A 16,245-nucleotide genomic window follows, 5' to 3' on the forward strand; every position below is an offset into this window, starting at 1 on the left:
ACCTACTCCAGAAAATTTACCGCAGCCCGCGCGATCACCATCTCCTCATTTGTGGGGATCGTCAGAATCCGGACACGGCTGAAATCCGTGGACAGAACTGTTCCACCATCGGCATTCCTGGCGTGATCCATTTCGATCCCGATCCATCGCATTCCATCACACACCATCTGCCGGATCTGGGCCGCGTTCTCACCAACGCCACCGGTGAAGACAAGCGCATCAATCCCCTCAAGTGCGGCGGACAGGGCGCCAAGCTCTCGCCGGATACGGAAGACGTAATAGTCGATTGCCTTTCGGGCTTCGGGCGTATCAGCGGCCAACAACGTGCGCATATCCGATGATATCCCCGACAGGCCCAGCAGGCCGGATTTTCTGTACAACATTTCGGCAATCTCTTCTGCGGTCATTCCGTCTTGCTGCAGCATATACAGCACGACACCTGGATCCAGTTGACCGCAGCGCGTGCCCATCGGCAACCCGTCAAGCGCCGAGAACCCCATGGTCGAAGCCACAGCTCGCCCACCTGAAACCGCACACATGGATGCCCCGTTTCCAAGATGGGCGATAACCACACGGCCATCATACAGACCCGGTGCCGTTTCTTTCAGCTTGTTCGAAATGTAGTCATAGCTCAGCCCGTGGAACCCATAGCGGCGAACGCCTTTGTCATAGTAGCTTTTCGGCAAGGCAAAGGTGTCGTTTACCCACGGATGGGTGCGATGAAACGCCGTGTCAAAACAGGCAACCTGAGTTGTTCCGGGGAAGGCAGCGCTGGCTGCACGAATACCCGAAAGACTGTAGGGCTGATGCAAAGGAGCAAAAGGAATAAACCCTTCTAAAGTGTTGATGACGGTGTCATCCACGCGCACAGGCTCGGAATAGACCGTTCCCCCATGCACTACGCGATGACCTATTGCGCACACATGAATGTCAGGAAGATATTCCCGCGCCATTTCAAGAAATGCGTGGATCGCTTCATCATGGCTTTTGGTGCTCGACAGGGGACGATCTACTGATCTGCCGCCTGCCGACTGGGCCAATAGGCGTGGTGCATCACCTAAACGTTCTATTTGTCCGCGCCACCGCATGCTGGGACGGTTGTCATCAACCAGTTCGTACAGCGCGAATTTCAGTGATGAGGACCCGGCGTTCAGTGCCAGAACATGGTCAGCCATGGAGTTTGCCTTTACTTGCATATGCATGAAGCGCCGCCACCGCGCAGGACGCCAGACGCGAGTCGTCATCATCCGAACGCGAGGTTAGGATAATCGGAGCAGCAGCCCCGACCACGATCCCTGCCGCCTCGGCATGAGAGATGAAGGTCAGCTGTTTCGCCACCATATTGCCTGCTTCTATGTTTGGGGCGACAAGAATGTCCGCAGCACCAGCCACCTCGGACGTAATCCCTTTGGTGCGTGCCGCATTCAGATCGACCGCGTTGTCCATAGCCAGGGGGCCGTCAACCAACCCTCCTGTGATCTGACCCCGTTCGGCCATCTTCGACAGCAAGGCGGCATCAACTGACGACGCCATGCGCGGGTTGATCGTCTCAATGGCTGAAAGCACGCCTACCTTTGGGGTCTCAATCCCGATGGAATGTGCCAGATGGATTGCATTCTGAACAATATCAGCCTTGGTTTCGAGGTCAGGGGCAATATTCACGGCCGCGTCAGTGACCATGATCGGACGCGACATCCCCGGAACATCCATAACGAATATATGTGACAGCCTTCGCCCGGTTCTCAACCCGTTTTCGCGGCGCAGAACCGCGCGCAACAGGTCATCGGTGTGCAAATGCCCCTTCATCAGTGTTTGCGCCCTGCCCTCAACCACCAGGTCAACCGCGCGATGGGCGGCGGCTTGGTGGCCATAGGCCTCGATAATTTCAAATCCGGACAGATCGGCACCCAGTGCCTCGGCTGCGGCAGCGATCTTGCCGGGATCACCCACAAGGATCGGCGTGATAATGCTGTTGCTATACCCCAGCAAAGCACCCCCCAATGAGTTTGGCTCTTCAGGTGCAACAACAGCAGTTGGCATCGGGTCAAGGGGTCTGGCTTTCGCCAGCAGCGCTTCGAAATGTCGGTGGCGTTGTACGATAAGTCCCGGCACCTCGATCGAATCGAATTCCATATGCTTTGCGGGCGGCGTGACTCGGACATCTCCGCTCAGGACCAGGGTGCTGTCGCCAACACGCCGAACCTCGGCGGTGCAGATAACATCACCATCGTCGGATTTTTCTGTAACCCGAACAACTGCGGTCAACTCATCTCCGGCCAGAACGATCGCGTGAAACCGTAGATTGGCCGCGCGGGTCTGGGTTCCCGCGCCCGGCAAAATATTCCCCAAGACAGCCGCCACCAGACCGGCGGGCCAAAGCGCAGGGGCCACCGCCTCGGGGTGTCCGTCGCCGTCACCGTCATAGGCCGCCAGATGCAGAGGATTGTGATCCCCCGATGCCGAGGCGAAGGCGTAAAGATCGTCAACCGTGCACAATCGTGTCAGCTGGGCTTCGTCTCCGACCTCGAGCTGTGAAAAGGTTCGGTTTTCCTGGATCTTCATTTTGGTCAGGCCTTTTTTCAGACGGTGCATCGGCATGCCTCGGAATTGGCGGCGGGTCGGAGCGGGGCATTCTCGGTCACTATTCGACCTGCGCCAAATCCTCCAGATCGGATGACGGATCCATACCTTCGCCAATAACACGTTAACCTACCTCTAGCCGATCCTCTGCTGACGGCAATAGGCCGGACAATGTTTCAACAGCCCAATTTAAAATGATGGTTTGTTCGACAACAGCACTGCCCGGACCCTCCGAAGGAGTACTGCGCCTGAGGTGGCTTGCCATCCACACCGTCAACCAAGAATAGTTTTCACAAATTGCGAGTTAAATTTTTGATTTAAGAACCACTTTTGACATATATACGATCCGGCCAAACACTTTACCGCCCTTAGACCTGTTTCCACTAGCCAGTAATGCGGGGGCAAAAATGGGACGGGCATTCACGTCTGCACAGGCAAAAACCTGCGGAAGCTGGTATTCAATGCGGCAGACCGGGCATATTGGTCTGATGACCCTGTTTGGGCTACAGCGCCGCTGTCCAAACTCTGTAACGTCCCTGCCCTGTCACCTCGCGGATCAAGCCCCTCCGGCTGAAACGGTCAATGTTGCGCTGAACCGCAGCGCGTGAGGCTTTAGTCAGCTCTTCCGCCAATGGGGCCGAGACCATTGGCCAGGCCGTAAACACGTCGATCAGTCTTGGTGGTGTGCGCCCGCTCAACTCTGCAGTGGTCTCTCTGGCGCGTTGCTCCCAGGCGCTGACCCGGTCCAGGTGCAGCAAGGCGGACAATACCGCCTGCCCTGTTCCCCTGATCCAGGCAGCAAGCTTTTCTAATGGTTCACCAACACCTCTCAACGCACCCGGACCCGACAGAACCAAGGGCATGAACACAGCCCCGCCCCGCCCCATCTTGGCCGCATGACGGGCGGCAATGATTGCAGCCTCGGTATCCTGTCCGATGCCTTGAGACAGGGCCCGCCAGGCATGAAAACCGATGGCGGCCTGCGTCACCGGGTGCAGCCCCTCGGAATTGCGCATGACTTCGGCAAGATCGGCGATGGCTTCGGGGACTTCGTCAATCCCCTGCGCAATACGATCTAAAAAGGCTGTCAGGCCGGTCTCCCACCCGCCATCCGATGGCGCGGCGCCGGATGTTAGCCGCCGTACGGCCCAACCCGCGCGGTACAGGGCCTGCACATCATCCCCGGTTGCACCAATGCGAAGCCCGGTCCAAAGCGCCAGCCGATCAACGCTGATCCGGTCGCCGGTCCACCATCCCAAATCGGATACATCCATCAGCGCCAGCCGGTGTGTCCACCCATCCGGACCGGCGCGCAAACGTTCGTCCAAGGCGCCAAAACTAACTGCCAGATCGGCCAGTTCCAACGACAGATCTGCCTGCGCCGCACGCCAGTCCCTGGGATCAAACAAAAGACTGCGGTCGACCCTTGGACCGGGCGGCAGGAAATCCTCGACAGCCTCTTCGTCAGGTGGCAGGAACCACAGATCATCCTCATCAGCGTCGTCATCATCATCATAGATGCTGCGCGGGCCGAGGGGGTCCTCGTCCTCATCCGGATCGGGAATGACGGGTGTGGTGGTCATGTCCGCTATATTTCTGGTATTTCCGCAGGTTCACAAGGCGTTTTTGACGCCACCTCAGCTTGCAAAGGTCGCGGTCAGAATATCCAGCTTACTTTCCAGGTCAGTCTGGTCGCTGTCACCAATCAGCATATAGCCATAACCGTCTTTGGACCAGGTGGCCGTCGCCAACCCGCTGAGCACTGCCTCTTTCAAATCCTTGCTTGGCGCGCCTTCACCCTGACGAATGACACAGAAGGCAAAAGGCTGGCCCTGTTCATTCGCAAAGACCACTTGAACCAACGGTTTGCCCCTGAAGGACAACACCTGCGCACGCTTCAATTCCATCCCCGGCAACGCCTCAAGAGTGTCACGTCTCAAGGATAGACCCAGCTGTGCCTCGGCCTGATCAAACTGAGTTGTCAACGCCTGTTCCGAGCTGTCCATCCCCGCGATCGTGTCCGCCGCATATAGTGATTGATAGATCGCCGCCTGCTCAGCCCACCCCATGGGCTGAGGCCTGGTTACCAAATATGTGGCCGACACAGAAATCACCGCGACAGATGCAGCTACGGCCAACAGGCGCAGAGGACCGCTACTGGTTTGTATCTCGGCATTTGGGTCAGGCAAAACCATCCGGGGCATCTCGGCCGGGACATGTTCAAACACCGCTTGTACCACCGGTGCGAATGGATCAAGCCCCATCAGGCGCGCCTCAAGCTCGGGTTCGGCCGCAACCGCAGCTTCTATCGCCTGGGCCTCGGCTTCATTCACTTTGCCTTCCAGATACGCTTTGAGAACTTCATCGGAAAACTTCATTTGCGACTCCGTCGAACGGCATCTGCCGCCTCATGCTGCATCACGACTTTCAGTTTTTGTCGCGCATTGGACAGCCTGCTCATGATCGTTCCTATTGGCACCTCCAGCAATGCTGCGGCCTCGCGGTAGCTATAGCCTTCGACATAGACCAGCATCACCGTTTCTCGCTGTGCTTCTGGCAACTGCATCACTTGGGTAAACACTTCGGCGGCGAATATATTCGTTTCCGAGTCCGGTCCGGATGCAATCAGCTCTGACTCTGGGGTCAACGACAGTGCCTGCGCTTTTCGGACCGAGCGGGCACGCAGCTCATTCAACCAGATTGAACGGCAGATCGTCATCAACCAACTGTCCAACCGCTCAAATGACGTGACCTGGTGGTGGCGTTCAAGCGCACGCAGGCAAGTGGCCTGCAACAGATCATCGGCCACATCGGAAGCACCCGACAGGGCAAGCCCAAACCGCCAGACGCGCCTCGAATGCGTCTGGATCGCGCCGCGCACGGCCTGCTCGGAACTCAATTCACCGACCATAGTTTGCTTCACGACCTCTATCATTTTCACGAACCAGGTTCGCTGGGTCAGGCCTGACATACCCTGCGCGGGAAAGAAATGGAACTTATGTTGAAAAGGAAAGTACCATGCGGTCTTTGAAATTGCCCGTGATCTGATCGGAAATCCGCAGGCTCTGATTGATACATCCTCACTAGGAACGGAGTCTACATCCAGACAGCCGGATCAAGGAGAGGAGTTTAGGTCGCGAAGATACACGTACATATCCTGCGCACTCTATTTTCTGGATCGTTGTTGTGAAGTCAGATTTCAGGCATGAAGCCGCTTCACGACTGCGCTTCATCTAGGCGTTTGATCTCTGTGCAGATATACTCGGCCAACTTTTGTTGAAATGCTGTGAGGTTCCGGTCTTTTCGTTGAACAAGATAGATCGGAAAGGCCAGCGACATCCCCGGTGTTTTTATCTCTCGTAAAGACCCGTTTTCCAATTCGTCTTTAACAGAAGACCAAAACAGGAATGAGATGCCCGCCCCTGCCCGGACGGCCTGTTTGATGGCTTCGCCATGTCCAAATTCCAGTGTGACATTGCTTCTGATTATTCCATGAGTCATCAGCGCATAGTCTTCGAGATCGCGCCGGGCAGTATTTGCCCTTGCGGTGACAAATGGAAGGTCCTTCAACTTCTCTGGTGTCACCTGATTGCCAACAAAGGTCGTCTTATCTGACCCCGCCAAGATCAATCTTTCATTGTACAACGGCGTTACATCAAGCCCGCGGATTCCGTGAATCTGGTCGACAATCGTCAGTCCAAAGTCACATTCGCCTCTCAATACCTGCTCGCTGGCCAGTTTTGGGCTCGCAACCTGCACTGAAATATCACTCTGTTCGTGGTCCGTTTTGAACTGAGAAACAATGGACGGCAGGATGTATGACCCCAAAGTCATTGACGCGGCGATTGAGGCGTGCCCAACCGCGCCGGATTTGCGGTCCTGAAGTTCCTGCTCAAGCTCTCGTGTCTGCGACACGATTTCCTTGGCCCAGACGTATATGCGTTTCCCATCTTCTGTCAGCGCTATCCGCCGCCCATTGCGCTGCGTAAGCTGCACCCCCAGTTTTTCAGAAAGCGCCTTGATATGCGTAGTTACAACGGGTTGTGCGATGCTGCATTCCTCAGCAGCCCGCGAAACGCTTTCTAACTCGGCGACGTGACAAAACACTTCAAGCTTGTGAAGTGTTAGCTGACTGATGAGTGACCGCATCTGTTGACCCTCGCCCTTGGACTTTTTTGTTCTGATGAACTTCCACTGTCATATCTATTATATGATATGAATTACCTCTGTACTATATATTTTTCATCAGGCGTCAGCGTTTCTATTTTGCACCCCAACTTGGCTTGGAGATGTAGATGGCTCTTGATCACGACTCACAAAACGACGCTCGGCTAATTGATGCGGCTATTAACGAGTTGGTTTTGGCCAATAGAATTCTTGCGCGTGAAGACGTTATAGACAGTTTTGGGCACGTCAGCGTGCGCCACCCGCTGCGGAAAGATCGCTATTTTCTGTCCCGTTCGCGCAGCCCTATCAATGTGACTCGCGAAGACATCATGGAGTTCACTTTGGAAGGTGAACTTATCGGCGAAGATCATCGTCGGCCATATAACGAACGACACATTCATGGGGCGATCTACAAAGACCGACCCGATGTGAACTCGGTGGCGCATCATCATGCGCGCTCGATCATTCCGTTCACAATGAATGATGTGTCCTTGCGTCCGATCTTTCACATGTCGTCAGTCATTGGCAAAGAAGTTCCGACCTGGGACAGCCAGGACGAGTTTGGTGACACCAACATGTTGGTTGACCGGATGGATATGGGCCACTCTCTTTCGCGCGCGCTTGGGCAAAACAGTGTTGCCCTGCTGCGTGGCCACGGCTGTATCTGTGTGGCTGCAAACATCCGGGCAGTTTGCATGGTTGCGACCGGCCTTAAAGACAATGCCGCGCTGGTTCAGCAGTCGCTGGCGCTGGGTTCCCTCAAACATCTGACAGATGGTGAAATCGACAAAACCAGCGCGATGCTTTTGGGCGACATGCCCCTAGCCCGGGCCTGGGATTACTGGGTGTCGCGTGCGGGCTTCGCCGGCTTGTAACAAAGCCGAGCCGCGCATTTCCGGCAAATGGATATAGCTAAGAGCGTTGCCTGTGTGACCTCTTGCCAAAGTGACTAAGGAGGCAACAGTGCCAATAGAGCCTATTTTGATTGCAGGTGCCGGAATCGGCGGCTTGGCCGCCGCAGCTGGTCTTGCCCGCAAGGGTTTTCGTTCGATCGTTGTCGAACAGGCCCCCATTTTGGGAGAGATCGGTGCTGGTATCCAGATCGGACCAAATGCCTTTCACGCTTTTGACTATCTGGGCGTTGGGGACGAAGCGCGATCCAAGGCCGTGTATGTCGATTCACTGCGTCTAATGGATGCTAAGAACGGGAATGATATTACGACAATCCCACTGGGTGAGGACTTCAGAAAACGTATGGGCAACCCATACGCTGTTGTTCACCGCGCCGATCTGCACTCGGTCCTGCTGGATTATTGCGAAGCAAGTGACCTGATCGACATTCGAACGAACACACTTGTTAGCGGTTACGAACAGGATGGAAAATCCGTCAGCCTCAAGACATCTCTGGGTGTATTCAAAGGCGCTGCGCTGATCGGTGCGGAAGGGCTTCGTTCACCAATCCGAGCCCAAATGATCGGAGATGGCGAGCCCAGAATTTCAGGTCACACCACATATCGAAGCGTCATTCCCACAGAGCAGATGCCTGAAGATCTGCGCTGGAATGCTGCAACATTGTGGGCTGGCCCCAAATGCCACATCGTGCACTATCCGCTGAAGGGCGGGAAGGTTTACAATCTGGTTGTCACCTATCACCGCGACCTGCAGGAGCCTATTGCAGGTCGACCCGTTAGCCGCAAAGAAGTGATGCAGGGCTTTGAACACATTGCCCCCCGAGCGCGTCAGATCATCGAACACGGTCAGGACTGGAAGCTTTGGGTGCTTTGTGACCGCGATCCGATTTCCAACTGGCGCGATGGTCGCGTGGCTCTCTTGGGCGATGCGGCTCATCCAATGCTGCAGTATTTTGCTCAGGGCGCATGTATGGCGCTCGAGGATGCTGTCTGCTTGTCGCATTGCATGGAAAACTATGGCGACAACATCGAGAACGCGTTGGAAACCTACCAGAACCAACGCCGGGTTCGGACGGCACGTGTTCAGATGAACTCGCGCCTGATCGGCGACTATATCTATCACCCGGACGATGCGCAGGCCGCCGTACGCGACCACGTAATGTCGAACATGACACCCGACGAATGGTGCGACCAACTTCATTGGTTGTACGGATCGAATGGACTTGAAAATTAAAGGATAACAGATGGGCTACGTTTTCCCCCCTCAAAACACCGTAACCCTTCCGGTAGCTGGCAGCGATGATCGTCTGCCAGTGCGCCGTATTTTGTGCGTCGGCCGGAACTATGCGGCACACGCACGCGAAATGGGTAAAGACCCTGACCGCGATCCGCCGTTCTTCTTTTCGAAACCCGCTGATGCAGTGGTTATGGACGGCGAAACCGTCGCATACCCGGCTGAGACCGCCAATTTCCACTACGAAGCGGAATTGGTCGTTGCGATCGGCAAAGAAGGTCGCAACATTCCAATGAACAACAGCCTCGATCACGTCTGGGGCTACGCTGTCGGCAATGACCTGACCCGCCGGGACCTGCAGCTTGCAGCCCGGGAACAGGGACGCCCCTGGGACATGGGTAAGTCGTTTGACCGCTCGGCCCCGATTGGCCCGATCCACCCGGTTTCGGCCGTTGGCCACCTGTCAACCGGGGAAATCAAGCTGACCGTCAACGGAGAAGTTAAGCAGCAGGCTGATCTTTCGGAATTAATTTGGTCCGTTCCCGAAATCGTTTCGATCCTGTCCAGCTTCATCGAGCTAAAACCAGGCGACCTGATCATGACCGGCACGCCGGCAGGTGTTGGATCGATGGATCCTGGTGATGTCTGTGTCGTCAGCATCGAAGGGCTGGGGCACATCACCACAACAATCGGGGCCGCTGAATGAACTTTCAGCTGCATAACTTCTTCAGGTCTTCAACATCGACGCGTTTGCGTGCGGTGTTGAACCTGAAAGGGTTGGACTACGACTATATCGCCTATGTTCTTCGCACGGGCGAAACCAGAAGTCCCCAATATCTGGCTATGAACCCCCAAGGGTTGGTTCCTTGCCTTGTACGGGAAGATGGCACGGTCATGACCCAATCCCTTGCCATCATCGAATGGCTGGATGAGGTTTATCCCGAACCTGCACTTTTGCCTTCCGATCCAGACGGAAAGGTGCAGGACCGTGCGCTTGCCTATATGATTGCATGTGACATCCATCCGCTGAACAACCTGCGCGTATTGCAATATTTGGGCAGTGAATTCGATGCGGATGAGGAAAAGCAGAAAAGCTGGTTCACACATTGGGTGAAAACCACACTTGATGCGTTTGAACAGACGCTGGCGTCTCGGGAAGAACAATCAATCTATTGCTTGTCCGAGACACCCGGATTGGCCGATGTCTGTTTGTATGCGCAAATCTGGAACAATAAGAGATTTGGCATCCCGATGAATGATTGGCCAAACATATCGCGTATTTACAAAGCATTGGATGCACTTCCTGCGTTCCGAAATGCGGCGCCACCGAACCAGCCCGATGCAGTATAATGAAAGACTTTAGGAGACTGTTTTGAGTTCCGATACCAGCCACGAGAACGTTGAGCATTCAATGCAGCCCGAAGACAGCCCCGAGCTGCGCAATTTGTACAAGAATTTTGCAGACGAGCATATCATTCCGCTCTGGACTCAGCTTGGGGATTTGATGCCGATGCATCCCAAGCCGAAGGCAGTTCCTTATGTTTGGAAGTGGCAAACGATCCTGCCTCTGGCAGAGGCGTCTGGTGATCTTGTCCCCGTCGGTCGGGGTGGCGAGCGTCGCGCGTTGGGATTGGCCAATCCCGGCCTTGGCGGCAACGCATACATAACCCCCACGCTTTGGGCAGCGATCCAATACTTGGGCCCCAAGGAAACCGCGCCTGAACACCGCCACTCACAAAATGCGTTTCGTTTCGTCGTCGAAGGCGAAGGGGTTTGGACCGTTGTCAATGGCGATCCGGTTCGAATGAGCCGCGGAGACCTGTTGCTGACACCAGGTTGGAACTTCCATGGTCATCACAACGATACCGACAATCCCATGGCCTGGATTGATGGTCTGGACATTCCGTTCAGCCAACAAAACGATGTCGGATTCTTCGAGTTCGGATCGGATCGGGTAACCGATTATGCGACGCCGCGGTTCTCACAAGGAGAGCGTCTGTGGTGCCACCCAGGTCTGCGGCCATTGTCGCAACTGCAGAACACCGTTTCGTCGCCAATCGGCGCATATCGCTGGGAGTTCACGGACCGGGCGCTGACAGAACAGCTTATGCTGGAAGACGAAGGAAACCCGGCAACCATAGCGCCGGGCCACGCCGCGATCCGATATGTGAATCCAACGACCGGAGGCGATGTGATGTCGACAATCCGGTGCGAATTCCATCGTCTGCGTGAAGGAACAAATACCCAGACACGACGCGATGTCGGATCAACCGTGTTCCAGGTATTCGAAGGCAGTGGTGCGGTCATCATAAACGGTGAACGTCGCGCGTTGGACATCGGCGACCTGTTTGTGATCCCGTCCTGGGTTCCATGGGCCTTGGAGGCGGAAACACAATTTGATCTTTTCCGTTTTTCGGATGCCCCGATTATGGAACGGCTCAACTTCGCGCGCAGCTACGTTGAAGGCCAAGAGTGACCGATAAGGCACGGCAAGACCACCGAGCAAGAATGGGTTCTGGCGCCAGATTTGATTCAGATCTGGCACCAAAGCAAGACTTGCTTCTAGCCCGCCGCGGCACCGCATTTTTTGCACGCTTATTAAATGATCTACCCGATACCGCTTTATCAGCGGACAGCACTGTGCCTGGTTGGCAGCGGCGACATGTCATTGCTTCAGTCGGTTTGCACGCCCGGGACATGTGCGAAACGATTGAACGTGTTCGATCTGATAGCCCCAGCTTTGAAACAACGGTCCCTGGGCGAAATGACATACATGAATACGCAACAATTCCAGCCCGCGCGCTTCATCATCTCTTCAGCCACGCGGCCGTTCACTTAAATGTAGTTTGGCGTGACTTAACTGATTTCGAATGGGGAATGTCCGATCCTCAGACCTCAATATCGGACACGCCTTCCGAACGTGCAAAGGTCATATGGGGCGCGGCGCTTGACTTGAATGTCGGGGCTGACTCCGCTGTATTTCCAGATCAGGCCCGGGCCCTTTTGGAAGAGCGCCATCACCAATAGACGGCGAGTGGATCCGTCTGAATATCGCTTCTGATCGCTGGGCGTGAATGCACATCAAAACAGCGACGAAAGTCCATTCGACTTCAATCTATGCGCGATCTACGAATGCTAGATAGCAATTCGAATCTCTCGCTTTGCATCCCCCAAAAGGCGTCAAAGTTTCTCTTTTGGTTGTCAATCCTGACGAACTTCAACCCCAGTTTGAAAATCTATGACAGAATTGTCATTTTAAAGGAAAAGCACTGTGTTTTAGTACGTGTTTTCTTTGTATTTGGGAATTCTGTACTCTATAAGCTCCCTAATACTCATATTTAGGGATTTCTAGGGAGGACCTCATGAATACCAAGACACCACTAAAGGGCATGGCCTTGGCGGCGTGCGCTACCATGGCAATGGCAGAAGAACAGGACACTCAGGATGGCGGCCAGCAGGGCCAGCTACCGGTTGGGATTGCTGCGATCTACAACCTTGGCGGGTCTGGCTTGCTGGAAAGTTATCTGTCGAATGAACCGTTTGGCATAGCTCAGACAAGGATTGGGGTCGCGCGCGCTGTTACCGGTGTCGCGCATGCAGGAGGGCCAACAACCGGATATGAGACGTCACCTGTCTCGGGGATCATTGATATTCATGCGTTGAAGATGATCGGGCCGGATTCCTTCATTCGGTTTTCGACTGAATACGTCGCCACAGATGGTGATGGCAGCATCGTCGTGGTAGACGCCGACACCATTCGTCTCGATGCTCAGTACGTCAAATTTTTTGATGTGAATACAATGCTTGCATTCGGCGCCTTTTACGAAAACACCGACATCGAAAACATTGGCGTTGCCGATTTGACCTATGGCGGATGGGGTCTGCGCGCGGATGCCTTGAAGCAATTCAATCCAAATTGGGGCATGTCAGCTCGGATGGAATACATGTTCGGCGAGACTGATATCTCGCTGCCGGTAAGCCCAACAGCCACATTGACCCAAAACCAGGACGATGATCGCCTGTACATCCAATCTGAGCTTGTCGGCCGGTTTGATAAGTCAGACTTGAAATGGTTGCCCCAAGGATGGGTGTTGAACCCAATCTTTGGCGTTTTGTACCAACGGGCATGGATCGAAGAGACTGCTGACAGCTTTGGCAATCTGGCGTCAGGTGTCGATGGTCCCGACGAGACCTATAGCACAATCTGGGCCAAGGCCAGGATCTCAAAAGAGCTGAGACCAGGAACTTGGTCACCCAAGGCGACGTTGGGCCTTGAACATGAGTTGGTCAACGACTTGGATGAGTACCTTGACGAACCGACCTACGGTGTTGTCGGGCTGGGGATTACGCATCTGACGAATTCCGGCGGCTATTTCGACCTGACATATTCCGGTCGCCTCGGCCTAAACGGTGTGCGCCGGCAAAACGGGCTCACTTTTGCCTTCACCAAGGCGTTCTGATCTATCGAGAAAAAGGGCGGTACATCTGTGCCGCCCATTACCCAAGTACAACAACATTCAATAGCTGCAGAAGAAAGCCAGCCCTCATAGACGATCCGGCGGCTACTTTTGATAGGCTGTATGTTCTCGTCACCCAGTTCTAGTGCTCTGATTCTTGTAACGTATGAAGCACGCGTTGCATCAGGCGCACAAATTGCTCCCGTTCGTCCGGAGCAAGGTCTTTCAATGCCAAATCGTTGACTTTCGTCGCAGCTTCGTAGGCATCGTCGCGGATCGATTTGGCTTTTTCTGTCAGAAAAATGAACTTTGCGCGGCCGTCTGTAGGGTGATGTTTACGCGAAATCAAACCATCACGTTCCATTCTGTTCAACGTGTTCGCCATAGTCGCCTGCTCGATGTCCAGCTTGTCGACAAGTTCCTTCTGCGTCTGCCCATCCTTCTGCCACAGCGCAAGTAATGCGGGGAATTGTCCCGGCACTATGCCCAAAGGTTCAATACGTCTGCGCAATTCCTCAAAAAACAAACGAGCCAAATGGTTTATGAGGTACCCGGGCGAAGACGTGTGATCAAATTCCATAGAACCTTTTAGATTTGCATAGCGGTGGATGCAATGATATATAGCAGGCTATGCACAGCCAAATGTACGACACGCGCAACTGCATAGAAGGACTATCCAGATGAAAACCCGCATCCATGCCACCGCTGGTGGCATCGCGTTTCTAACAATTTTGACATTTTGGACGTCGAGTGTTTTTTCAGAACTGTTCCTTGATCATGAAGCCATTGCATTGGTGAAGACCATGATTTTGCGGGGTATGTTTATCCTGATACCCGCGATGATCATTGCGGGCGGCTCTGGTATGGCGCTTGGGAAAAACCGGACGGACCAGCTGGTATTGGGCAAGAAAAGGCGCATGCCGTTCATTGCCGGAAATGGAATTCTCGTCCTTATCCCATGTGCATTTTTCCTTTCCAGCAAGGCCTCGGCAGGAGAATTTGACACTGTGTTCTATGTCGTACAGGCCGTCGAACTTCTTGCCGGTGCAACCAACCTCAGCCTGCTGGGGATGAATATACGGGATGGGCTGCGTATGACCGGCAAGATCGGCGGCGGTTCTAGCGTTGCGGACAAAACCGCGACAATCCGCGGTCTCCCGGATGGCCCCCTTCTGGCCAGAGAGATCCCCAGATTGACCGATGCTGACGGTTCCAATGTAGCCGTGAAAAAATCTTTGGCCTTGTGTCGTTGCGGAGCGTCAAAGTCCAAGCCTTACTGTGACAGTTCACATACTGGTATTGGCTTTAGTTCAGCGGTGTCCAAGGATCGAACCCCGGACAAGCTGACCGCCTATCAAGGCAAGGATATCACAGTTCACTACAATCGCCTGTTGTGTTCCCATGCGGGGGAATGCGGCCGCAGATTGAAGTCTGTTTTCGACTCGAGCAGAAAGCCATGGATTGAGCCTGACAATGGCGACGCCAACGCAATTCGCGAAATTGTTGCAGCCTGCCCTTCCGGCGCGTTGTCCTGGAGCGAACCAGGTGGCGAGCCACAGCACCCCAGCGTCGACAACCCCGGCATTACAATCGAGCGTAACGGACCCTTTCGGGTAACCGGAGTTGACTTGCAGGATGTTCAGTGGGCTGAGGGCGCGTCATCCAATAAATACGTCCTTTGCCGGTGCGGTGCCTCCAAGAACAAACCATTCTGCGATGGGTCGCATGTCGACATTGGCTGGGAAGACAGCGCTGAGTGATCTCGATATTCAACTGAGGCAATCGAAATGAAAAGTACAACAACGTCTTATGGGACTGTTGCAATCACTCTGCATTGGCTCAGCGCAGCATTGATCATTGCGCTGTTTGCAAGCGGGTTTCGGGCGGCGTCCATTGATGTCAGCGCCGCGAAGGCAGGGGTTCTTTCAGTCCATGTCCCAATCGGTATTTCGGTACTGTTGCTCACACTTATCCGTATCGGGTGGTGGATGTTTGCTGATCAAAAGCCCGCCCATTTGGAAACTGATCCGGCTTGGCAGGTGTTTATCGGCAAAGCGGTTCATCTCCTGCTCTATATCGTTACCTTGGGTATGGTCGCCAGCGGCATAGGCATGCTCGTGATGTCTGGCGCCGGGACTATTCTATTCGGCGGATCAACTGCACCGTTACCTAACTTCTTCGACTATCCGCCACGACTTGCACATGGGGCCGGTGCGCGGTTTCTGCTTGTTTTGCTAGCGCTTCATGTCGTTGGCGCGCTTTACCATCACTATGTCAAAAAAGACGGCACTTTCGGGCGCATGTGGTTTGGTCAAAGTTAACTAACTGATTGGGGCGCGGTGCGATTTAGGCCGCGTCTCAATATCTAGCTCGCGTGCCATTTGCCTTGATAGCTTTGGTAATAAGAGCAACAATTTGCTGCTGCTCAGTATCGCTTAGCCCCTCCAGTATTAACTCGTTTTGCTTGCTTGCCCGCTTCAGCGTTGGCTCTTTCAAAGACTTACCATGCTCTGTCAGCCATGTTTGTCGGATGCGCCCATCTTCTGTATCTCGCAGACGGATGATCAGGCCGTCTCGCTCCATCCGAGCCAAAGTATAGGCCATTGTTGCCTGTTCGATCCCGACACGCTCAACCAGTTGTTTTTGCGTCAGGCCGTCGTCTTCCCATAGGTGCACCATGATCGGGAAAACACCTGTTGAAAGGCCAAGAGGCTTTATTTGCTCTTGCAGCGCGTTCGCAAACAGGCGCGCGAGGTGATTAATCAGATATCCCGGAGAATTCTCTCGTGAAAAGGTCATATTCCTTCGATTCTTTTACATAGTAGACTATACATTTATTGTATAGCTTGCTATATGTGTTCTGGCAATGAGTCGTTTCACATAAGACTCACACCAT

17 protein-coding genes are annotated in these 16,245 nt (G+C 54.2%); 9 read left to right on the forward strand and 8 right to left on the reverse strand.

Annotation, left to right across the window (positions count from 1 at the left end):
• Positions 1-2: 2 nt before the first annotated feature.
• From AC2FH0_RS06660 to AC2FH0_RS06685, 6 genes are all read right to left on the reverse strand, one after another.
• Positions 3-1,175: an acetate/propionate family kinase gene (locus AC2FH0_RS06660; protein WP_496691380.1), complete on the reverse strand. Its 1,173-nt coding sequence runs from the start codon at positions 1,173-1,175 to the stop codon at positions 3-5.
• On the reverse strand, positions 1,168-2,562 hold the full coding sequence (locus AC2FH0_RS06665; protein WP_281972984.1) for a bifunctional enoyl-CoA hydratase/phosphate acetyltransferase: 1,395 nt from the start codon (positions 2,560-2,562) through the stop codon (positions 1,168-1,170). The genes AC2FH0_RS06660 and AC2FH0_RS06665 overlap by 8 nt, the downstream gene beginning before the upstream one ends.
• 521 nt (positions 2,563-3,083) lie before the next feature.
• The gene (locus AC2FH0_RS06670; protein ID WP_496709045.1) at positions 3,084-4,163 is read right to left on the reverse strand and encodes a helix-turn-helix domain-containing protein; all 1,080 of its coding nucleotides are present in this window, start codon (positions 4,161-4,163) and stop codon (positions 3,084-3,086) included.
• A gap of 54 nt (positions 4,164-4,217) precedes the next feature.
• Positions 4,218-4,958: a hypothetical protein gene (locus AC2FH0_RS06675; protein ID WP_496691383.1), complete on the reverse strand. Its 741-nt coding sequence runs from the start codon at positions 4,956-4,958 to the stop codon at positions 4,218-4,220.
• Complete coding sequence (locus AC2FH0_RS06680; RefSeq protein ID WP_246097204.1) at positions 4,955-5,551, reverse strand: RNA polymerase sigma factor; 597 nt, start codon at positions 5,549-5,551, stop codon at positions 4,955-4,957. Before AC2FH0_RS06680 ends, AC2FH0_RS06675 begins: the two co-directional genes overlap by 4 nt.
• Before the next feature lie 245 nt (positions 5,552-5,796).
• A complete protein-coding gene (locus tag AC2FH0_RS06685) occupies positions 5,797-6,729 on the reverse strand; it encodes a LysR family transcriptional regulator (protein WP_496709046.1) in 933 nt (310 codons plus the stop codon).
• A 146-nt stretch (positions 6,730-6,875) separates the two neighbouring features.
• Between AC2FH0_RS06685 and AC2FH0_RS06690 the strand changes: the two genes are divergently transcribed.
• The 7 genes from AC2FH0_RS06690 to AC2FH0_RS06720 all read left to right on the forward strand — a co-directional run bounded on the left by AC2FH0_RS06690 (position 6,876) and on the right by AC2FH0_RS06720 (position 13,352).
• Positions 6,876-7,622: a class II aldolase/adducin family protein gene (locus AC2FH0_RS06690; protein ID WP_496705200.1), complete on the forward strand. Its 747-nt coding sequence runs from the start codon at positions 6,876-6,878 to the stop codon at positions 7,620-7,622.
• A gap of 88 nt (positions 7,623-7,710) precedes the next feature.
• Positions 7,711-8,892: a 3-hydroxybenzoate 6-monooxygenase gene (locus AC2FH0_RS06695; protein WP_496701968.1), complete on the forward strand. Its 1,182-nt coding sequence runs from the start codon at positions 7,711-7,713 to the stop codon at positions 8,890-8,892.
• A gap of 10 nt (positions 8,893-8,902) precedes the next feature.
• Positions 8,903-9,598 carry a fumarylacetoacetate hydrolase family protein gene (locus tag AC2FH0_RS06700; RefSeq protein ID WP_496701970.1) on the forward strand — a complete coding sequence of 232 codons (696 nt, stop codon included), beginning with the start codon at positions 8,903-8,905 and terminating at the stop codon, positions 9,596-9,598.
• Positions 9,595-10,242 (forward strand): maleylacetoacetate isomerase, encoded by a 648-nt coding sequence (maiA, locus tag AC2FH0_RS06705; RefSeq protein WP_496788880.1) that lies wholly within the window; start codon positions 9,595-9,597, stop codon positions 10,240-10,242. Before AC2FH0_RS06700 ends, maiA begins: the two co-directional genes overlap by 4 nt.
• A gap of 22 nt (positions 10,243-10,264) precedes the next feature.
• Positions 10,265-11,368 (forward strand): cupin domain-containing protein, encoded by a 1,104-nt coding sequence (locus AC2FH0_RS06710; protein ID WP_496788881.1) that lies wholly within the window; start codon positions 10,265-10,267, stop codon positions 11,366-11,368.
• Between the two features lie 32 nt (positions 11,369-11,400).
• A complete protein-coding gene (locus AC2FH0_RS06715; protein ID WP_496702092.1) occupies positions 11,401-11,919 on the forward strand; it encodes a maleylpyruvate isomerase N-terminal domain-containing protein in 519 nt (172 codons plus the stop codon).
• A gap of 335 nt (positions 11,920-12,254) precedes the next feature.
• Positions 12,255-13,352: an autotransporter outer membrane beta-barrel domain-containing protein gene (locus AC2FH0_RS06720; protein WP_496786402.1), complete on the forward strand. Its 1,098-nt coding sequence runs from the start codon at positions 12,255-12,257 to the stop codon at positions 13,350-13,352.
• A 139-nt stretch (positions 13,353-13,491) separates the two neighbouring features.
• On the opposite strand, the gene AC2FH0_RS06725 is transcribed toward AC2FH0_RS06720, so the two are convergent.
• Positions 13,492-13,929 (reverse strand): MarR family winged helix-turn-helix transcriptional regulator, encoded by a 438-nt coding sequence (locus AC2FH0_RS06725; protein WP_496788882.1) that lies wholly within the window; start codon positions 13,927-13,929, stop codon positions 13,492-13,494.
• 100 nt (positions 13,930-14,029) lie between these two features.
• Between AC2FH0_RS06725 and AC2FH0_RS06730 the strand changes: the two genes are divergently transcribed.
• Positions 14,030-15,109, forward strand: a complete 1,080-nt coding sequence (locus tag AC2FH0_RS06730) for a CDGSH iron-sulfur domain-containing protein (RefSeq protein ID WP_496788884.1) — start codon at positions 14,030-14,032, stop codon at positions 15,107-15,109.
• 27 nt (positions 15,110-15,136) lie between these two features.
• A complete protein-coding gene (locus tag AC2FH0_RS06735; protein ID WP_496709051.1) occupies positions 15,137-15,670 on the forward strand; it encodes a cytochrome b in 534 nt (177 codons plus the stop codon).
• Positions 15,671-15,707: 37 nt separating this feature from the next.
• Here the strand turns inward: AC2FH0_RS06735 and AC2FH0_RS06740 are convergent, their stop codons facing one another.
• Complete coding sequence (locus tag AC2FH0_RS06740; RefSeq protein ID WP_496709052.1) at positions 15,708-16,148, reverse strand: MarR family winged helix-turn-helix transcriptional regulator; 441 nt, start codon at positions 16,146-16,148, stop codon at positions 15,708-15,710.
• Between the last annotated feature and the right edge of the window lie 97 nt (positions 16,149-16,245).

This window comes from Ruegeria sp. CDSC051 (genome assembly GCF_059610665.1).

What these genes read in the sequence shown, in the direction of transcription:
- AC2FH0_RS06690 (WP_496705200.1), top strand. Translation starts at nt 6,876, where the DNA reads ATGGCTCTTGATCACGACTCACAAAACGACGCTCGGCTAATTGATGCG.
- AC2FH0_RS06680 (WP_246097204.1), bottom strand. Translation starts at nt 5,551, where the DNA reads ATGTCAGGCCTGACCCAGCGAACCTGGTTCGTGAAAATGATAGAGGTC.
- AC2FH0_RS06725 (WP_496788882.1), bottom strand. Translation starts at nt 13,929, where the DNA reads ATGGAATTTGATCACACGTCTTCGCCCGGGTACCTCATAAACCATTTG.
- AC2FH0_RS06665 (WP_281972984.1), bottom strand. Translation starts at nt 2,562, where the DNA reads ATGAAGATCCAGGAAAACCGAACCTTTTCACAGCTCGAGGTCGGAGAC.
- AC2FH0_RS06670 (WP_496709045.1), bottom strand. Translation starts at nt 4,163, where the DNA reads ATGACCACCACACCCGTCATTCCCGATCCGGATGAGGACGAGGACCCC.
- AC2FH0_RS06675 (WP_496691383.1), bottom strand. Translation starts at nt 4,958, where the DNA reads ATGAAGTTTTCCGATGAAGTTCTCAAAGCGTATCTGGAAGGCAAAGTG.
- AC2FH0_RS06715 (WP_496702092.1), top strand. Translation starts at nt 11,401, where the DNA reads ATGGGTTCTGGCGCCAGATTTGATTCAGATCTGGCACCAAAGCAAGAC.
- maiA (WP_496788880.1), top strand. Translation starts at nt 9,595, where the DNA reads ATGAACTTTCAGCTGCATAACTTCTTCAGGTCTTCAACATCGACGCGT.
- AC2FH0_RS06700 (WP_496701970.1), top strand. Translation starts at nt 8,903, where the DNA reads ATGGGCTACGTTTTCCCCCCTCAAAACACCGTAACCCTTCCGGTAGCT.
- AC2FH0_RS06730 (WP_496788884.1), top strand. Translation starts at nt 14,030, where the DNA reads ATGAAAACCCGCATCCATGCCACCGCTGGTGGCATCGCGTTTCTAACA.
- AC2FH0_RS06735 (WP_496709051.1), top strand. Translation starts at nt 15,137, where the DNA reads ATGAAAAGTACAACAACGTCTTATGGGACTGTTGCAATCACTCTGCAT.
- AC2FH0_RS06685 (WP_496709046.1), bottom strand. Translation starts at nt 6,729, where the DNA reads ATGCGGTCACTCATCAGTCAGCTAACACTTCACAAGCTTGAAGTGTTT.
- AC2FH0_RS06720 (WP_496786402.1), top strand. Translation starts at nt 12,255, where the DNA reads ATGAATACCAAGACACCACTAAAGGGCATGGCCTTGGCGGCGTGCGCT.
- AC2FH0_RS06740 (WP_496709052.1), bottom strand. Translation starts at nt 16,148, where the DNA reads ATGACCTTTTCACGAGAGAATTCTCCGGGATATCTGATTAATCACCTC.
- AC2FH0_RS06660 (WP_496691380.1), bottom strand. Translation starts at nt 1,175, where the DNA reads ATGGCTGACCATGTTCTGGCACTGAACGCCGGGTCCTCATCACTGAAA.